Annotated in this window: 19 protein-coding genes; 6 read left to right on the forward strand and 13 right to left on the reverse strand. The window is 44.4% G+C overall.

Annotated elements, in window-relative coordinates; genetic code table 11:
- The first annotated feature begins 44 nt into the window (after nt 1-44).
- From xdhC to F0228_RS02165, 5 genes are all read left to right on the forward strand, one after another.
- Nucleotides 45-926, forward strand: coding sequence for a xanthine dehydrogenase accessory protein XdhC (xdhC, locus tag F0228_RS02145; RefSeq protein WP_171761819.1), 882 nt, complete (start codon nt 45-47; stop codon nt 924-926).
- Nucleotides 927-985: 59 nt separating this feature from the next.
- Nucleotides 986-2320, forward strand: a complete 1335-nt coding sequence (gene guaD / locus F0228_RS02150; protein ID WP_171761820.1) for a guanine deaminase — start codon at nt 986-988, stop codon at nt 2318-2320.
- Nucleotides 2321-2579: 259 nt separating this feature from the next.
- Nucleotides 2580-3461 carry an AEC family transporter gene (locus F0228_RS02155; RefSeq protein ID WP_171761821.1) on the forward strand — a complete coding sequence of 294 codons (882 nt, stop codon included), beginning with the start codon at nt 2580-2582 and terminating at the stop codon, nt 3459-3461.
- Between the two features lie 242 nt (nt 3462-3703).
- Nucleotides 3704-4231 (forward strand): hypothetical protein, encoded by a 528-nt coding sequence (locus F0228_RS02160; protein WP_061033020.1) that lies wholly within the window; start codon nt 3704-3706, stop codon nt 4229-4231.
- 52 nt (nt 4232-4283) lie between these two features.
- Nucleotides 4284-4721, forward strand: a complete 438-nt coding sequence (locus F0228_RS02165; protein WP_244268257.1) for a DUF3299 domain-containing protein — start codon at nt 4284-4286, stop codon at nt 4719-4721.
- Between the two features lie 154 nt (nt 4722-4875).
- Here the strand turns inward: F0228_RS02165 and F0228_RS02170 are convergent, their stop codons facing one another.
- The 8 genes from F0228_RS02170 to F0228_RS02205 all read right to left on the reverse strand — a co-directional run bounded on the left by F0228_RS02170 (nt 4876) and on the right by F0228_RS02205 (nt 10615).
- The gene (locus F0228_RS02170) at nt 4876-5310 is read right to left on the reverse strand and encodes an META domain-containing protein (protein ID WP_061033019.1); all 435 of its coding nucleotides are present in this window, start codon (nt 5308-5310) and stop codon (nt 4876-4878) included.
- Between the two features lie 21 nt (nt 5311-5331).
- Nucleotides 5332-5988 (reverse strand): hypothetical protein, encoded by a 657-nt coding sequence (locus tag F0228_RS02175; protein WP_253820270.1) that lies wholly within the window; start codon nt 5986-5988, stop codon nt 5332-5334.
- A gap of 425 nt (nt 5989-6413) precedes the next feature.
- Entirely contained in the window at nt 6414-7067 is a 654-nt protein-coding gene (locus F0228_RS02180; RefSeq protein WP_171761823.1) for a hypothetical protein, read from the reverse strand.
- A 155-nt stretch (nt 7068-7222) separates the two neighbouring features.
- Entirely contained in the window at nt 7223-7696 is a 474-nt protein-coding gene (locus F0228_RS02185; protein WP_061033017.1) for a GNAT family N-acetyltransferase, read from the reverse strand.
- Between the two features lie 48 nt (nt 7697-7744).
- Complete coding sequence (locus tag F0228_RS02190) at nt 7745-8980, reverse strand: MFS transporter (protein WP_171761824.1); 1236 nt, start codon at nt 8978-8980, stop codon at nt 7745-7747.
- A gap of 40 nt (nt 8981-9020) precedes the next feature.
- Nucleotides 9021-9524: an RDD family protein gene (locus tag F0228_RS02195; RefSeq protein WP_105058773.1), complete on the reverse strand. Its 504-nt coding sequence runs from the start codon at nt 9522-9524 to the stop codon at nt 9021-9023.
- A 346-nt stretch (nt 9525-9870) separates the two neighbouring features.
- Nucleotides 9871-10344: a GrpB family protein gene (locus F0228_RS02200; protein ID WP_105058772.1), complete on the reverse strand. Its 474-nt coding sequence runs from the start codon at nt 10342-10344 to the stop codon at nt 9871-9873.
- A 31-nt stretch (nt 10345-10375) separates the two neighbouring features.
- Nucleotides 10376-10615 (reverse strand): hypothetical protein, encoded by a 240-nt coding sequence (locus F0228_RS02205; protein WP_105058771.1) that lies wholly within the window; start codon nt 10613-10615, stop codon nt 10376-10378.
- 339 nt (nt 10616-10954) lie between these two features.
- On the opposite strand from F0228_RS02205, the gene F0228_RS02210 reads away from it, so the two are divergent.
- Nucleotides 10955-12019: an acyltransferase gene (locus F0228_RS02210; RefSeq protein WP_171761825.1), complete on the forward strand. Its 1065-nt coding sequence runs from the start codon at nt 10955-10957 to the stop codon at nt 12017-12019.
- 201 nt (nt 12020-12220) lie between these two features.
- On the opposite strand, the gene F0228_RS02215 is transcribed toward F0228_RS02210, so the two are convergent.
- From F0228_RS02215 to puuE, 5 genes are all read right to left on the reverse strand, one after another.
- Complete coding sequence (locus F0228_RS02215) at nt 12221-13537, reverse strand: urate hydroxylase PuuD (protein ID WP_171761826.1); 1317 nt, start codon at nt 13535-13537, stop codon at nt 12221-12223.
- Nucleotides 13538-13551: 14 nt separating this feature from the next.
- Nucleotides 13552-14112 (reverse strand): ureidoglycolate lyase, encoded by a 561-nt coding sequence (locus F0228_RS02220; protein WP_061033011.1) that lies wholly within the window; start codon nt 14110-14112, stop codon nt 13552-13554.
- A 14-nt stretch (nt 14113-14126) separates the two neighbouring features.
- Nucleotides 14127-15113 (reverse strand): allantoicase, encoded by a 987-nt coding sequence (gene alc, locus F0228_RS02225; protein ID WP_061033010.1) that lies wholly within the window; start codon nt 15111-15113, stop codon nt 14127-14129.
- 123 nt (nt 15114-15236) lie between these two features.
- Nucleotides 15237-15752 carry a 2-oxo-4-hydroxy-4-carboxy-5-ureidoimidazoline decarboxylase gene (gene uraD, locus F0228_RS02230; RefSeq protein WP_061033009.1) on the reverse strand — a complete coding sequence of 172 codons (516 nt, stop codon included), beginning with the start codon at nt 15750-15752 and terminating at the stop codon, nt 15237-15239.
- A 23-nt stretch (nt 15753-15775) separates the two neighbouring features.
- On the reverse strand, nt 15776-16696 hold the full coding sequence (puuE, locus tag F0228_RS02235) for an allantoinase PuuE (protein WP_004737477.1): 921 nt from the start codon (nt 16694-16696) through the stop codon (nt 15776-15778).
- Between the last annotated feature and the right edge of the window lie 16 nt (nt 16697-16712).

Consider the following 16712-nt stretch of genomic DNA (forward strand, 5'->3'; position numbering starts at 1 on the left):
GTAATAAACAGCTTAGGAAGCATAGAAGGGATTTAGGAGGACATATGTTTAAGGATAATTGGATTCACGAACTGGCAAAACTGGAAGAGAACTACGAACCATGTGTCATGGTGACAGTGCTTGAAGACAGAGGCTCAGTGCCACGTGATGCGGGTACCAAGATGCTTGTCACTCGTGACCGAATCATCGCTACGATTGGTGGTGGTCACCTTGAACATGTGGCCACTAAAATGGCGCGCGAAATGCTGATTGCCAGTGAAAAATCGCTCAAAGTAGAACGCTTCAATCTAGGTGCTCGTTTAGGCCAATGTTGTGGCGGAATGGCAACATTAAGCTTTGAACCGATTGGTACTCAACAGAACCATCTCGTGCTGTTTGGCGCTGGCCATGTGGCAAAGGCATTGCTGCACATTGTCGCGACCCTGCCCTTCCGTGTGACCTGGATTGATGAACGCGAAGAAGTCTTCCCTGAAGCGCTACCACACGGTGTCAAAAAGCTAGTCACCGACGATCCGGTTGGCGAAGTGAAACACATGCCACCGAACAGCTACTACCTAGTAATGACCCACAACCACCAGCTTGATTTCGATTTAACGAAAGCCATTATCGACCGTGAAGACAGCCGTTACTTCGGCATGATCGGCTCGCTGACCAAGCGTAAGAAGTTTGACTTCCGCCTAGAGCAGCGTGGCTATAGCCAAGAGCAAATTGAAACTATGATTTGCCCGATTGGCATCAGCGCTGTGAATGGCAAACATCCCGCTGAAATCGCGGTATCGGTTGCGGGTGAACTGATCGCACACTATCAAGGCCAAGCGCTTGAACAAAAGCGCCCGACCAAACAATATCGAAATCAGGATTTGACCGAGCAACACAGTCAACCAAGCGATGTAGGCGAACCACCTTTGGAAGAGAAGATCGCCTAGTACAAGTCGCAAAGCTTCGGTAGCCATAACGTTACTGAAGTCATTAAAAGGAAGTAAACATGACAACGCAACGCAAAGCTTATCGCGCCAGTATTTTACACAGCGTAGCCGACCCAAAAGACGTCGGTATCGATGAGTCTTACGACTATTTTGAAGACGGTGTTTTAGTAGTTGAGAATGGCCACATCGTCGATTTGGGTCATGCCGATGAGGTATTGGCGCGTCAACCTAAAACACTCGAAGTAAAAGAATACAAAGACAAACTGATCACCTCTGGTTTTATTGATACGCACATCCACTACCCTCAAACGGGGATGATCGCGTCTTACGGTGAGCAGCTTCTTGATTGGTTAGAGAATTACACCTTCCCAGAAGAAAAACGTTTCAAAAACCCAGTCTACGCACACAAAGTGGCAAAGCTATTTCTAGACGAACTGGCGAGCAACGGTACCACAACAGCTCTTGTATTCGGCACCGTACACAAAGAGTCAGTGAACGTGTTCTTTGAAGAAGCAGAGAAACGTAACCTACGTATGATCGCAGGTAAGGTTTTAATGGATCGCAATGCACCCGATTACCTCACCGACACTCCAGAATCTGGCTATGAAGATTCAAAAGAACTCATCGAGAAATGGCATAACCGAGGTCGCCTACACTACGCAGTAACACCACGTTTTGCACCAACCAGTACGCCAGAACAGTTGGCGACGGTTGGGAAATTACTCGAAGAGTATCCAGACGTATACATGCACACCCACCTTTCTGAAAACAAGAAAGAGATCGACTGGGTTCTAGAATTGTTCCCAGAACGCGACAGCTATTTAGATGTGTATGACCACTATGGTTTGCTGCATAAACGATCTGTATTCGCACACGGTATTCACCTATCAGACTGCGAATGCAAACGCCTAGCGGATACCGATTCTGCAATCGCCTTCTGCCCTACTTCCAACCTGTTTTTAGGCTCTGGCTTATTCAAGCTACCAAAAATGGAAGAGCACGGTATTCGTGTTGGAATGGGGACAGACGTTGGCGCTGGTACCAGCTTCTCGATTCTGCAAACCATGAGCGAAGCGTACAAAATCATGCAACTTCAACAAGAGAAACTTCACCCTGCTAAATCGCTGTTCTTGGCAACGTTAGGTGGCGCACGTTCTCTGCATTTAGAAGATAAAATCGGTAACTTAGAAGTAGGCAAAGAAGCGGATTTCGTGGTACTGGATCTGCATGCGACACAACTGATGCGCTTTAGAATGGAACAAGCGACCAAGCTTGAAGAAAAACTGTTTGTACTGATGAGCTTGGGTGACGACAGAACCGTCAGCGAGACTTACATCTACGGCGAAAAAGCCTACGACGTCAACTTCAAAGATTACAAGAAACTTGTTAGCTAGCGCGCTAACAATGAACACATGCTAGATAACCTTTGTTGTTAAAGAACCCGTCCAGATTCGCCTAGCTTAAAAGACCAGTTGCTAATGCCACTGGTCTTTTTTTGTCCCTAATTCAAAGAAATACAAATTATTACTCGTGGTGTGCTCAACACCCATGACGCAGCCAAGTTATGTTGGTACGTTAGACGGTGGTAGGCCAAATATTGTCCGTTTAAAACTATTGTCCGCTTAAAACAACACACGCTTAGAAAGGAATTCTATGTTCGAACAGGTCGTTAGCATTCTGTTTCCCGTTTTTGCACTCGCCAGTGCTGGCTTTGCAGTTGGTCGTTGGCTTAAGCCCGATTTCAAGCCAATCAATCGCATTAACATGGATGTCTGTATTCCTGCTTTGGTGTTTGCATCGCTGACCACCATGCCACTCGACACCGAACAACTGCCGCTGATTTCTGCCTCTTTGGTTGCGGTGTTAGTACCCGCACTGCTGATGATTCCGATCTGTAAGATCTTTAAGCTCAACTTCAAAGCTTGGGCTCCACCACACATGTTTCGTAATAGCGGCAACCTTGCAATCCCCCTATTCACGTATACCTTTGGCGAAAGTGCATTAGCCCCAGCGGTACTGCTGTTTGTGGTATCGGCATGTGTTCATATCAGTGTAGGCTTAGCGTTATTAAGCGAAGGTAACCCGATCAAACAGATCTTCAAGATGCCAATATTCTTGGCTGCTTTATTAGCAATGACACTGAATTTATCCGGCATTGCAGTGTGGAATCCTATCTACGAAGCCACATCGCTACTTGGGCAAGCTGCTGTCCCGATCATGCTGTTGTCACTAGGCTCACAAATGGTCAACTTGAGGCTGAGTGGTCTGAAAGTCGGCTTGTTATGTACAGCACAATCTCTGTTCACTGGAGCGATCGCTTTTACGATCATCTACTTCTTCATTCCTCTACCCACTCTACACTTGCAGATGATGGTGCTGTTCACCATGCTGCCACCCGCAGTCATGAATTACCTGTTTGCAGAAAGGTTCAACGTAGAGCCACCCAAGGTCGCCTCTATGGTGTTGTTCGGCAACTTCTTAAGCGTGGTAACGCTGCCGATACTGCTATCTTTTGCCTTGTCGATATCAAGTTGAAATCCAGGATTTATCTTACGATCAAAGCAAAAAAGTGGGAGCACGCCTCTCTAAAAGTGGATGACAAAAATCGAACTCTACCGTTCAGTTTTCCATTCAAGGCCTTACTCCCCTGAACAAAGCAGCGAAAGTGTGCAACGAAAAAATATTCTTACTTTGACTTTATTCCCATCGAACTTCATCTTCCTGAGATAACAATATATCTACGCATCACTCCACTGCTCTTAGTCTTTATAAGTCATATGAAAATTAAAAATTTAATACCTCTACTGCTATGTACCTTCTCTCACCAAGCATTGTCTGCTGCAAATTTCACTACCGATTTTGTAGAGCTTGGGATTCAAACAAAGCCAAATGGTATTAGTTTGGAAGGGGGGAGAGATATCAATGACAGCCTTGCGCTTCTGGGTGGGGTAAGCTCAAATGCCGATCTCGATGAAGACAACTATGACGTTTATATCGGGCCTCAAGTTTACGGGCCTATCAACCAAGCCATCGATCTCAATACTCAACTATTGCTTCACTACAACAAAGGATCTTACGCTCCAGGGAAAAGCAAAACCTTTATTGAATTCAACGCTGGGCTTCGAGCCTGGATTACCCAACGAGTAGAGGCAAATGTCATGGTAGGTGCAAATGGAGAGCATTCGATCTTTACGTTTGGCGCGAGATTCCATGCAACGGATAAAGCCGCATTCTCGATATCTTCTAAGAATAACGGGATTTATGGGCCTCAATTACAACTTGGTGTTAGATACAATTTTAGTTAACTGACTGTAAGTAAATGTTCTTAAAAGCAAAGTAGCCATTTGATGAGACATCTTGTATTCAACATACTTAGCGCAGCAAAAATTAACATCAGAAGGGCTAGGCGCCGATGAATTAATGAAGCTGCGTTCGAAATACATCGCGAATCAACAGCGAGCATCAGAGACATTGACTCAAGACTTTGACGGTAAGAAGGTGCGTATACCTGGATTCCTGGTTCCAATTGCTTTCTCAGCGCCCCTCGTTGCTACCGAATTCTTGTTAGTTCCTACTGCTGGAGCGTGTATACACATGCCACCACCACCAGCGAACCAAATTGTCAGAGTCTCTTACCCTGAAGGCTACAAAGTAGAAACCGTTCAGTATCCAGTTTGGGTCGAAGGTGTGATTTCATCAAAACTGACCACAGACAATGTGTATCTTGTCGATGGCGATACCGATGTGACCATGGGGTACGATATGAATGCTTCGTTGGTTGTGAATTACCACTAACTAAAACGGCGTAAACCACGAAGTGCCAATGCGAGCTTTGGTTTGACCGACAACTCATAACCTATAACAAAAAGAGCCTCATCGAGGCTCTTTTTAACATCCAATCAATTCCAAACCACACTGTGGTTCTCCGCCAAATTAGACACAATCCAAACTAGCTTGATGGTTCGAAGACCAACGTATTGTCATGTCCGATGATCGTCAACTGTTCACCCGCATCGTCATAAGCCACAGTAACGCTCTCTTCGAACGTATCAAAAATCAGATTCTCTTGAATCGCTTGAGTTCCACTACAGCCCATTCTTGTGCTGGCAATTGGTGTGAACGCCAAATAGCCTTGTTCAAATGTCGTCACTTGGGTAACGAAGTGGTTACAGCCCGTACGACCATAAATATTATCTCGTGCTATTTGTATTGATGCTTGGTGCGTCGGTTGCTCACCATTAACACGAATAAGATTCCAAGGCCCCATAACAGCCTGATGCATGGACGATAACTCACGAGATGTTTCTATTTCTTGCGCTTGAACGACTGTTCCTAACACTCCAGAAAATAACAACACACTAAGCGATAAAATTACTTTTTTCATTATTCTTTCCATTACTTATAATTACCAACGCGTGAATTTAATTGAGACTGCTTCACCCATTCCTAGCCCTAGTCCGCCAGCTTTAAGGTCAAAAATCTCGCCAGCTTCTCGGTCCCAAATTTTCACCTCATGGTAAAACAAGCCGCTGAAGTAGTGCCCCTTATTATCGAGTAATTCGATCTGTTCTCCCTTCTCAAGCTTATCGAAGAATCGCTCATCAATATAAGATGAACCAGAGAAAACAGGGATTGTTGTAATACCAGCAAAGCGCATTACTAGCTCACCATAATCACCAACAGCACAGGCAATCACAATACCGGCGCCACCACAGGTCGTGACACGATATTGCCAGCCAGAATCGGTAGTAAAGGCACGCTTGATCGTTCCTCGCCCTAATACACCATCTATTTGAATATGCACTTCTTCCGGTAATGTCGTACCTTTAATTTCAAACATATGAGGTTGAGAGTTACGGAAGTAAGGTATCGACATACCTTGACTAACGAATCGCTTAGTCGGTGTGATAACTTTGATTCTTAACCTATCACCATCAGTGTAACCAATGAGATTAGACAGGGAGCTCGGGTCATTCATATCGAGCTGTTCAATATCAACCCAAGCACCTTTGTTAATTGAATAAAAAGCTTTCATCTCCTCGCTGCCACTTTCTCCAGACATGTCCAAGCTATTTTTGATAAAGAGCGTCGAACTTAGCACCGAGTTAGAAAACAGCAAGGTTAATAATAGAAATGTAAATTTAATTTTCTCCAGCATATACTGACCTTAATTTTTAATAAGTATTTTAGCTGGCAGAATGCTATGTATAAAAAACAAGCAAAACAACACATAATAAAATAATATATTAGAATCAAGTTGGGGCACATACTTTTTTACGGTTTATAATAATATAACTATCATACTTTAGAACTAGAAATATAAAATTTGACAAGATCAGTAAGAAAAATAAAAACAAATGAATAAAAAAGTCTATAAATTAGGGTACGGTAATATTAGCCACCAAATAATAAAATGACTAACACGGAAAAGAAAACGAAAGGCTTCTTCGCCAAAGAAAGCCATACCCACTGAAACTAAACTGTAGTTTACCCAAGCTTGTCTAGTTTAAGCTCCGCCGTCACCTTAGTAAGTCGCAGGGCTATCGCAAAGCAAACTAAATAAGGGCTTACATACCAAAAGAGACTTTCTAGTGGCTGCTTCACCTGTGCCTCTCTGGTCTTAATATACTGGTTTTTCTGTTTTTCATACTGGTTCAGCATACCACTCACCCACACGGCATCACTTTCTACTAATGAAACACCAGGCGCAGGAACCGTAAAATCAGCCGCATTTGGCAATAGAGTGAAATCCACATCTTTAAACGTCATCGCGGTGTTCAAATACCACAAACACGCTTCATGGTGCTGCCCATAATTGTCTAATGATGGTTGTCCATTGCAGACATCACTTCTTAACTTATCCAAAGAAAACTGCTGTACCGACTCCAAAATCGCCACCGCTCTGGTTTGTTCTGTCTCGACCCAATCACCTGCGACTTTGGCACGAATTTCAGACACAGCACCGAGCATTCCAATACCCGCCAGTAGCGGCCACAAATAGTCCATCCGTTTCCATTTTCGTCGGCTCAAGTTGAACCCACACCAAAGAGGAAGGTGTAAAAGGAGCGTTAGCCCCAGTGATAGCAAAACGAAATTCAAAGAGCTAGAGAGCATGAGTTCGCTATCAAAGAAGTTCTTCATAATGAGTTACTTGCTGTTAAACAAGGAGTGATTTGATACTAAGAGTGATATTAGAAAAGAGTGTAAGAGGAAAGTAAAAACAGCACAGAGAATTGGAGTTAGTGCTGTTTATTTGAACATATCAGGCATTAGCAGCATATCTGAGGAATCAAGCTTTAGCTTTTAATTAAATGCTTTTCCATCGGGATACAGTCGAGGCTGATACCTCTAGGAGAATGATAAGTGGAAAGCTCATCACCAATAAAGCCACACGAACGATAAAACGCTGCTGCATTCAGAGTCGATTCTAGTTTCATTAGAGGCAAGTTGTGTTGATTCGCTAGCCCCTCTAAGAATTGCAACATCATTTTAGCTGCACCTTTACCGTAAAAATCAGGGTCTACGAAAATCGCATCAACCATACCCGTTTGGGTATTGATCTTACCGCTACCAATCACTTGGCCATCCACTTCGGAAACGTAAAAGGTTGCTCCCACGTCAGCAATAAATGCCTCTGACATCTCGCCCGGCGTCCATAGTGAAAGCTGTTCTTCCGAGTAATAAGCGGAACACTGGTCAAGGATGGCACGACTGCGAATATCAAAAATATCCTTGGCATCAGATATAGCTGCTTTCCTTATATTAATCATAATTAACCTCCAAAAATTAATAGATAGTGTTTGCTAACTGATAAAAAACTAGTCGATAGCTAATGTAGGAGAACGTTGCGCTTTAGCTGACATAAAATAGAAGCCAACCGCACTAGCAAGGGAAATTAAAACCACACTTAGCCAAGTAAAGGTGTAACCATAATCATCAATAAAATAGCCAATGACAACAAAGCTCGGCATAACAAAAAGCATTCTTAATGTAATCAACACACCTTGAATACGCCCGCGATGGCTCGACGGTGAGTTGTTTGCTAGGTATACCCCTTCTTTTGTTAAAAGGAGAACCTCGCCTGCAGAAAGAAATAACCAAGCAAAGAAATGAACAGGAATGGTTGGATATAACATCACCAGCATGTAACCAAATGCAAACATCAAACCAGCATAAGCAAGGCTAACTGTCTCTAGTTTCTTTGAGGTTAACCTCATTAAAATGGGTGTGATCAGCACCACTAAAACACAAGCGTAAGTCATTAGTTGCCCAAAAATGACAGGACCTTGCTCTCCGAACACGTGGCTCAAGTACAGTGGGCTAGCCATTGTCATTTGATTCAATGAGTACCACAGTAATCCGCATAGAAAAGTGAATAGTAAAAGCCTTGGCCTTGATCGTAGAACGGACCAAACAGAGCCTGAGACCGGCTGTTCGAGCTCGCTATCGTTGTCCGATTCTAATCCAGGTTGCACTTTCACAAACGTAGCAACAATAACAACACAGCAAAGAGCAGCCAATCCGTTACCAAAGAATATCCACTCGGTATGATTCCAAAACAGGTAACCAGCCATGATAGGACCGAGAGCTGAACCAAAATTGTACGCTAAATAACTGAGCGAAATAACTGCATCACGATTTTTAGGTGTGGAAAGATCAGCAACTAAAGCATTGCTCGCGGGCAGAGCTAAACCACCAAAGAAATAGGCCGACAACAACAGCGTAGGTACGATGACAGGATCATCAGCGAAAAAACCACAAACAATCAACAAGACTGCAGACGTAAACTCACCAAAAACCATGATTCCTTTATGTCCCAACCTATCCGATAGCCTCCCACCTAAAAAGCTCCCGAAGAGGTATCCGCCCGTTCCCGCCATTGCTAAGGTGCCAGCTACCGTTGCAGAGTATCCCAACTTGTCAGTAAAAAGTAAGACAAGGAATGGCAGAATGAAGTTACCCATCCCTAAAATCATTCTAGCCACAGCTAAATAATAAATATTGTTTGGTAAGTTCCTGTACATTGCAGTGGCAGAGAATAGCTGATTGATCATAATATCCTTAAAGTAACATCAAGTTTTTGGCAACTGTGTTTTATTCGATGGTGCTGAAATCGAGGTTTCTAGGCACGGCAACACTCACCACCTGAGTGCCTGCAATTAAGTCATGCAAACAGCGTCTGTCTTTACGTAAAGCAAACAGGTAATCAAGAGTCGATATATACTGACCAACAACAGGAATATAGACAAAGATACTCATCGGTAAGATTCGTTTGATCACTATGTTGAATAAACCTAGTTGTTTGCCATCCATATCAACAATTGCAATTTCCATTACATTTTTACCGATCGTTTGTCCCTTATTTTGCAGTAAGTAGCCGTGACACAAGAGAAACATCACCCAGCCATAAACAAACACCATGATTTGTTCGTGTAGATCTATCGTTCCGTTAGAAGCAGCTCGATCGAACAAGTCGGTATACAAAACAACTGGAATCATAGCAGCCGCGTAAATGAGGCCATCAATAAAAAGCGCCCAAAAGCGAGACCATCGAGATGCGAGAACTACTGTGGGTGTATTTTCTATGACTTCAGACATGCCCTTTCCTAAGGTAGTGTTGATTATTGATGTAGAGAGTGCGATTTCAGATAACTAAAGCTTCATTTATTGATAAAAAACGTAGAAATAGGTATGAAAAACACTTTGTTTTCAATAAATAAAGCCGCTTTATAAAATCAAATGAAACATATCATGCACAAATGTCACAATAGGTATTCAATGCAGTTTATGTGAGTTTCATTGCATAAAATAAAGATAGAGATGTAATGATAAATTGGAAGGACGCTTACGAAGGTAAAACTTGGAAGTAAGAGGTGGAGACTTAACACGCTGTATAAATGCATTTTTCACTAAGTAGTGATACCAAAAATGAAGACTATCGCGTCTACTCTCGCCCCAACACAGACTCAATAAAAGCTGACTTCTTTTTACGATATTTGTCTTGTGGCCAACCTTCACAAGACATTTTGAGTGTATTGTATTTTTCGACTAAATCGGCGCTTGCCCTCAGCCTGTCGCGAAACGTTAGAAAGCACTCAAACTCAGAACCATTGGCGACCAGTTGCAATGCCACATCATCAGAGGATATGGATTCCAGCATGCACAGTTCTGTTGTTCTTAGCGTATCGAGCTTCTCTTTGAAGCCGAGTGCTGTGAGTCGCTCTGCGGCATCCTCAAGCTCGTTGAGCTCAACACCCACGAAGATATCTAAATCGCCCTTAGATAAAGCTAACGGAATGGATGATGCACCTACATGCTCTACTCTCGCGGTAGGGAGTAGCTTCTTGATATCACGCTCGTATCGTTCAAACATCTCACGGCAAGCAGCTTGGTATTGTTCTGCTGGGTAAAATTGCATGCATCCTCACTATTCAATTAGCACTAGTACATTAAAGGCTGTTAAACACACCAATTGCCAAAAGAAACAACAATAGAATGATAGCCCCGATATTGGACACTCGATCCCGCTCTTTTTCGTCAGGCGTAAACGAAGGAAAACGCCCTAAAGTGAACACCTTAGATACAACCCATCCCACGCCGAAGCATATGATGTCCATAATGAAGAACTGGAAAAGCATGCGAAAGAACGCACCAACGAACCTAAAGAATGTGAGTACTATGTCTTCCATTTTGTTTCCTAGCTAACGTTAATTTGGAATAGAAAGTGCCACGGGTAGAGGTTCAGTTCAAGTAGCTTATACGGAACTATCTACGAAATAGCGATTGAAAGAAGGCTTCATTCGACCTTCGATTGAGAAAGAGCGGTAAAAAGTTCAATCGGATATGAAGCCTAAAGTATTGTACCCACTTAAATTGACTCGCAATTTGAAAGTAAGAAATTGATTTAAAATATAAGTTCAATATAACAACAAGATAAGCTCAATAATAAATGGCACTCCCTTTGCAAACCATATTGTGATGACCGAAACGCTCTGAGAAAGACAACGAGCAAAAAGGGGAAAAGTCACATGGAGAATAGAATTCCATCTCTCGATGGGTTGCGTGCTGCATCTATATTGCTAGTCTGTTTAGGGCACTTGTGCGGTACAGTTAACTTTCCCCAAATATTTATGCCACTCAATAGCTTGGGTAACTTCGGCGTAAAAGTATTTTTTGTTATATCAGGGTTCCTAATTACAACGCTATTGCTTAGTGAACTTAAGCTAACCAATAAGATAAATCTTCCCCAATTCTTCATCCGGCGCATGTTCCGTTTATTCCCTGCTTTTTATTTCTACATTCTTTGTATCGCAATCGCAGAATACGTTGGCATCATCTCTTTGCTACCGGGCGACCTATTCCACGCTGTCACCTACACAATGAATTATCACCACGAGCGCGAATGGTGGCTCAATCACACCTGGTCACTTGCGGTCGAAGAGCAATTCTACCTACTGTGGCCACTTTTACTCACGACATTGGGACGACAACACGCTAAGTCATTGCTCCTATTAGCGGTTTTATTTATCCCCTGTATTCGCTATTGGATGTGGTTTGAAGCCGGTAGTTCCCCCTCAGCGATGACCCGAGAGTTTCAGGCAATTGCAGATGCACTAGCCATGGGCTGTATTATTGCCTACATGAAAGAGGCTGGGTTCACACTCCCCAGTTGTTTTAGTTCTAGGTGGTTCATAGTCGTGCCTGTGGCGATGATTTTAGTTCCCAGCGCACTCTATAAATTGAGCCCAGCTTGGTTCTACGTACTTGGCCAAACATTAATCAACGTTTGTGCTGCACTTATGATTCTTCGCTATAGCCAGTTTAATCACGGCCTGAGCTTCACTATCCTAAATAGTAAACTTGCTGTGTGGCTAGGTGTATTAAGTTACTCGCTGTATCTGTGGCAAGAACCTTTCTTAAATTCTTGGACTCGTGAGTGGTATGCCACTTGGCCTATCAACATTGTTCTCGTATTCATATGCGCGCTCATTTCATACTTCTTGATTGAACGACCTGGACTTAAATTAAGGAAGAAACTCGCAGCAAGACGTAAGAAGGTGGAGACGGTAAACGGATGTAAATCCAAGGTGTAAGATCTAATCCCCTTCGCAACAACTATAGCTTCTCGAAGCGCCTGTCAGATATCCAAAATCAAAAAGCCCCGGTTATAGGAACCGGGGAAACAGGGTGGGATGAGTTTGGCGCGTGCCCGTAAGACCAAACTCTCCCCAAGCCTCACCTAAGACTCATGCTCTTAGGTAAAGGATTCTGAGTACTGTTATTGAAAAGTACGGTTATTGAATCGTAGCACCTTGTTCTACCCAAGTGCCGATGAGTGCTCGCTCTTCGTCGGTCATTTGAGTCATGTTACCAAGAGGCATCACCTGAGTTGTTACGGTTTGAGCAACGATCCTAGGTACATTAGCTTTGATCTCTTCTGGCGTATCAAGCATGACACCTGCTGGCGCGGCAGCAAAAGCGGCATGGCTAGGCGTTGCAGAGTGACACACTGAACAGCGCTCTTGAATGACCTTGTTGATGGTTTCAAATCTGACACCTGCACTCGCAGGTTGCGTTGCGTGTGCTGGAGCTTGTTGATCATCAGTCGTTGCAGAAGGCGTACTATTCACAGCAAGTTCTTCTGGAGACGATTCGGTCGTGCTAACTTGCACTTCTTGTACCACTGGTGCTTGCACTACCGGGGTCATCTGTTTTTTCGCGTAAGGTGAGGTAACAAACGCGAGAGTAATCATACCCAATGCCGCTACTGGCACTGTCCATGCGAACTTCTGACTGCCATGACGGGTATTGAAGTAGTGACGTACCAATATACTGAAGATTGCCAGGCCAGCAAGGATCAACCAGTTGTATTCCGAGCCGTAAGTGCTTGGGAAGTGGTTACTGATCATGATGAACAGCACTGGCAGTGTCATGTAGTTATTGTGACGAGAGCGCAGTAGACCTTTCGCAGGTAGTGCCGGATCCGGTTCGCGTTTCTCTTCAATCGCTTTCACCAAGTTACGCTGCGCAGGCATGATAACGCGGAATACGTTACCCACCATGATGGTACCGATAATGGCACCCACGTGGATATAAGCACCACGGCCACTGAACACTTGGGTTAGGCCATAGGTCGCAGCAACGAGCAGCACAAACAGCACAACGCCAAGCAACACCGGGGTTTTTCCTAATGGCGAGTCACACAGTAAGTCGTAGATAAACCAACCAGCAACGAATGAACCAATACCAATCGCGATTGCCGTTGTTGAATCAAGGCCAGAGCCCGGTGCAATCAGGTAGATTTCTGCGTTGAGGTAATAAACGACACCCAGTAGACACACGCCTGTGATCCATGTGAAGTAAGCTTCCCACTTGAACCAGTGTAGGTGCTCTGGCATTTCTGGTGGCGCAAGTTTGTACTTCTCTAGGTGATAAATACCACCGCCGTGAATCGCCCATAAGTCGCCTGAAAGGCCAGTTTTAGGGTTAACTCGGTTAAGGTTGTTCTCTAACCAAACAAAGTAAAATGATGCGCCTATCCACGCAACACCAACAATCATGTGAATCCAGCGAATCGCTAAATTCAACCACTCTGTAATATGCGGATCCATAATAAACTCCTGTATCACAACGCTTTAGCTAAGCGTTGCTCTTCCTTGTTGTCTTCCGTTGGCATATCTTCCAAATGCAATGCCACCAGGTCGTTCTCAAAATAAACTTCATCACAGTTATGTCCTTCTCCACCTCTATCGACGATCAAGAACTGGTCTTGATCCGTGAGTGCAAGAACCGGGTGATGCCACACCCCTTTGTGATAGTTCACTCCTTGACGGCCGTTGCTTAAGAAAGCTCGGCAATTGGCTAACGATGGGTTACCACCTTTTGGGGCAACAACAATTAAATAGGGTTGACCAAGTAATGGAATGAATGCCTGAGAGCCAAGTGGATGACGCTCTAGCATTTTGATGGTCAGTGGGTAGCTCAACGGCGTAGCTTGGAAGATGCTGATGATCGCTTCTCCGCCTTGGTCTTGCACGTCCGTTGTCGCTAGCTTGTGGTAGCGACGTGTTGAGCCACTGTTGATCATGAAGAAATCACTATTATCAGACTCGATAACATCACCAAACTCAGTAAAAGCTTGCTTAGTTAACGGTTCGATAGTTAAACGACGTATTCCATTACTCATACTGATTTCCTTACCTATTTCGCTTTCGTACCAAATAGACGCAAACGGCTAATACCACCATCTGGGAATATGTTTGCACGTACGTGGGTAATCGCACCAAGGTCGTTTACCTCAGAAATGAATTCGTGAATCTCGTGCGCTTGCAGCTTTTGAGCAGGCAGTAGTTCACGCCAGAATAGGCTTTGTGTTTCCACTTGATCGTCGGTACCACCTTTCACGTAAGCCGCTTGAATTGAGCAGCTGTCTGGGTAGTTACCTTTAAAGTGCGCCGTATCCACAACGATACGTTCGATATTACCTGGGTGACCTAATGCCACGATTACCCAATCATTACCCGGCGTACGACGACGCGCTGTTTCCCAGCCATCACCCATGTTTTCACCGCGGCCTGGGCCTAAGATGTTGGCTTTATTACCGTAGTGCTCATCACTACATGCCAGTGCACGGCCACCGTGCTCAACGGCTGCTAGATCCACCTGTTGATGAGAGTCTATTGCGTCCCAGTCAACGCTTGGTCGGCCGTAAACACGAAGGCGTGCAACACCACCGTCTGGATAGATGTTCAAACGTAGGTGCGTAAATACTTGGTCGCTTTCGATGTCTTCAAAATGATGATGATCACCCTGTAGTGCCATTGAAGGCAGAATTTCTTGCCACTCTGTTGAGTCTGTTGGCTCACCCTGTGGTGAATAGCATGCGTCGATTGATGCCGAAGGTGGGAAGTTACCTGTGAAGAATGAGGTATCAATATCAACGCCAGCAATGGTGCCAGCTAGACCAAGGCGAACGACACAGTAGTCGTAACCTTCGCCGCGTTTACGTCTGCTTTCCCAGCCGTCCATCCACTTGCCGTTATCGTCGTATAAGTCGTCTTTCCACTCTGGTGCTGCGTGGCTGAGGAGACGGCTTTTATCGGCGAAAAAATCGTCTGTTGCGAAGATAGCTTCTGCGCCGAGTTTTTCGTCTGCAAGGTTTATGTACTGTTCAAATTTATGGGTCATGTCCGTGTAATCCTATGAAATTAATCAAGTAATAATAAAATGAGAACTTAGTGGCTTATCTTTTTACAAATCAAATCTTTAGCACACTAAGACTGGGCTGAGATAGCTGTTAACTCCGTTAACTTACATATCCCAGAGACGAAACATCGCGATCTTATTGATCTCTTGAATCGCCGTAGCAAACTCAGTTTCACTATCATTTCCTAATCGCATCTCGAACGACTCAAGAATTTGGTAACGATTGGCTCCCTTCACCGCCATGATAAAAGGGAAATTGAAGCGACTTTTGTAGCTGTTGTTATAAGAAGTGAATTTTTCAAATTCTTCGGCGCTGCATTGGTCAATGCCCGCCCCCGCTTGTTCTTTGGTCGACGACTCGGTGAGTTCGCCGTTTACTGCTGCTCTGCCCGCTAAATCTGGGTGAGCGTTGATCAAAGCCAACTGTTTGCCTTGGTCGGCATTCAACAAGGTCGATGCCATTTTTAGATGAAGATTCTCAATGTGGTCGTCTTCGGCATTCAAACCTTGGTCATATACCGCCTCAGCAACCCATGGGCTGTGCTCGTAAACATCAGCAAAGTGCGCGACAAAAGTGTCACGGTCCATGGTTGTTGGTTGGCAAGATCGAAATTCAGTCACGTTAAGCCTCCTTGCTGTTCGTTCTAATTTTGTTGTCCGTTGTATGGATGATGTTTGTGCCAGTGGTTGGCAATATCGATTCGACGACATAGCCACACGCTGTCATGCTGTTTTACGTAATCTAAGAAGCGTCTCAATGCAGCAATACGACCGGGACGACCAATAAGACGACAATGCAGTCCTACCGACATCATTTTCGGTGCGGTTTCGCCTTCCATATAAAGGGTGTCAAAAGTGTCTTTTAAATATTGGAAGAACTGCTCACCCGAGTTGAATCCTTGCGCCGTTGAAAAACGCATATCGTTCACATCAAGTGTGTAAGGGATCACCAGTTGTGGATGACCGGTTTCGGTGTGCCAATAAGGCAGGTCATCGTCGTAGGCATCTGAGTCGTAAAGGAAGCCACCTTCTTCTGCAACTAAACGACGAGTATTCGGCCCTGTGCGACCGGTATACCAACCTTGCGGGCGTTGACCCGTTACCTGTTGGATGATCTCAATCGCTTTGGTCATGTGGTCGCGCTCTTCTGACTCATCAATGTATTGATAGTCTATCCAGCGATAACCGTGGCTACAGATTTCGTGACCTGCTTCTACCATGGCTTCAGCTACGTCTGGGTGACGCTCAATTGCCATAGCGACCGCAAATACAGTCAGTGGAATTTCATATTCATCGAACAAGCGAAGAACACGCCACACACCCGCTCGGCTACCATACTCATAGATGGACTCCATGCTGATGTGACGCTCGCCTTTGATCGGCTGTGCTGACGGGATCTCTGAAAGAAAGGCTTCAGACTCGTCGTCTCCATGTAACAAACAACGCTCACCGCCCTCTTCATAGTTCAATACAAAAGAAACCGCGACGCGCGCATTACCTGGCCATTGAGGGTTGGGAGGATTAGCTCCGTAACCGATCAAATTTCTTGAATAATCCTTATTCATCCAAGTACTCCTAACA

Source organism: Vibrio sp. 99K-1, assembly GCF_013114585.1.
In the GTDB taxonomy this organism is placed as follows: Bacteria; Pseudomonadota; Gammaproteobacteria; order Enterobacterales; family Vibrionaceae; genus Vibrio; species Vibrio chagasii_B.

Bases quoted from the DNA above. Each gene is read 5' to 3' on its own strand.
- F0228_RS02210 (WP_171761825.1), top strand. From the start codon at position 10,955: ATGGAGAATAGAATTCCATCTCTCGATGGGTTGCGTGCTGCATCTATA.
- F0228_RS02180 (WP_171761823.1), bottom strand. From the start codon at position 7,067: ATGAAGAACTTCTTTGATAGCGAACTCATGCTCTCTAGCTCTTTGAAT.
- F0228_RS02195 (WP_105058773.1), bottom strand. From the start codon at position 9,524: ATGTCTGAAGTCATAGAAAATACACCCACAGTAGTTCTCGCATCTCGA.
- F0228_RS02170 (WP_061033019.1), bottom strand. From the start codon at position 5,310: ATGAAAAAAGTAATTTTATCGCTTAGTGTGTTGTTATTTTCTGGAGTG.
- F0228_RS02220 (WP_061033011.1), bottom strand. From the start codon at position 14,112: ATGAGTAATGGAATACGTCGTTTAACTATCGAACCGTTAACTAAGCAA.
- F0228_RS02200 (WP_105058772.1), bottom strand. From the start codon at position 10,344: ATGCAATTTTACCCAGCAGAACAATACCAAGCTGCTTGCCGTGAGATG.
- F0228_RS02205 (WP_105058771.1), bottom strand. From the start codon at position 10,615: ATGGAAGACATAGTACTCACATTCTTTAGGTTCGTTGGTGCGTTCTTT.
- F0228_RS02160 (WP_061033020.1), top strand. From the start codon at position 3,704: ATGAAAATTAAAAATTTAATACCTCTACTGCTATGTACCTTCTCTCAC.
- guaD (WP_171761820.1), top strand. From the start codon at position 986: ATGACAACGCAACGCAAAGCTTATCGCGCCAGTATTTTACACAGCGTA.
- F0228_RS02155 (WP_171761821.1), top strand. From the start codon at position 2,580: ATGTTCGAACAGGTCGTTAGCATTCTGTTTCCCGTTTTTGCACTCGCC.
- puuE (WP_004737477.1), bottom strand. From the start codon at position 16,696: ATGAATAAGGATTATTCAAGAAATTTGATCGGTTACGGAGCTAATCCT.
- F0228_RS02185 (WP_061033017.1), bottom strand. From the start codon at position 7,696: ATGATTAATATAAGGAAAGCAGCTATATCTGATGCCAAGGATATTTTT.
- xdhC (WP_171761819.1), top strand. From the start codon at position 45: ATGTTTAAGGATAATTGGATTCACGAACTGGCAAAACTGGAAGAGAAC.
- alc (WP_061033010.1), bottom strand. From the start codon at position 15,113: ATGACCCATAAATTTGAACAGTACATAAACCTTGCAGACGAAAAACTC.
- F0228_RS02175 (WP_253820270.1), bottom strand. From the start codon at position 5,988: ATGTCTGGAGAAAGTGGCAGCGAGGAGATGAAAGCTTTTTATTCAATT.
- F0228_RS02190 (WP_171761824.1), bottom strand. From the start codon at position 8,980: ATGATCAATCAGCTATTCTCTGCCACTGCAATGTACAGGAACTTACCA.
- F0228_RS02215 (WP_171761826.1), bottom strand. From the start codon at position 13,537: ATGGATCCGCATATTACAGAGTGGTTGAATTTAGCGATTCGCTGGATT.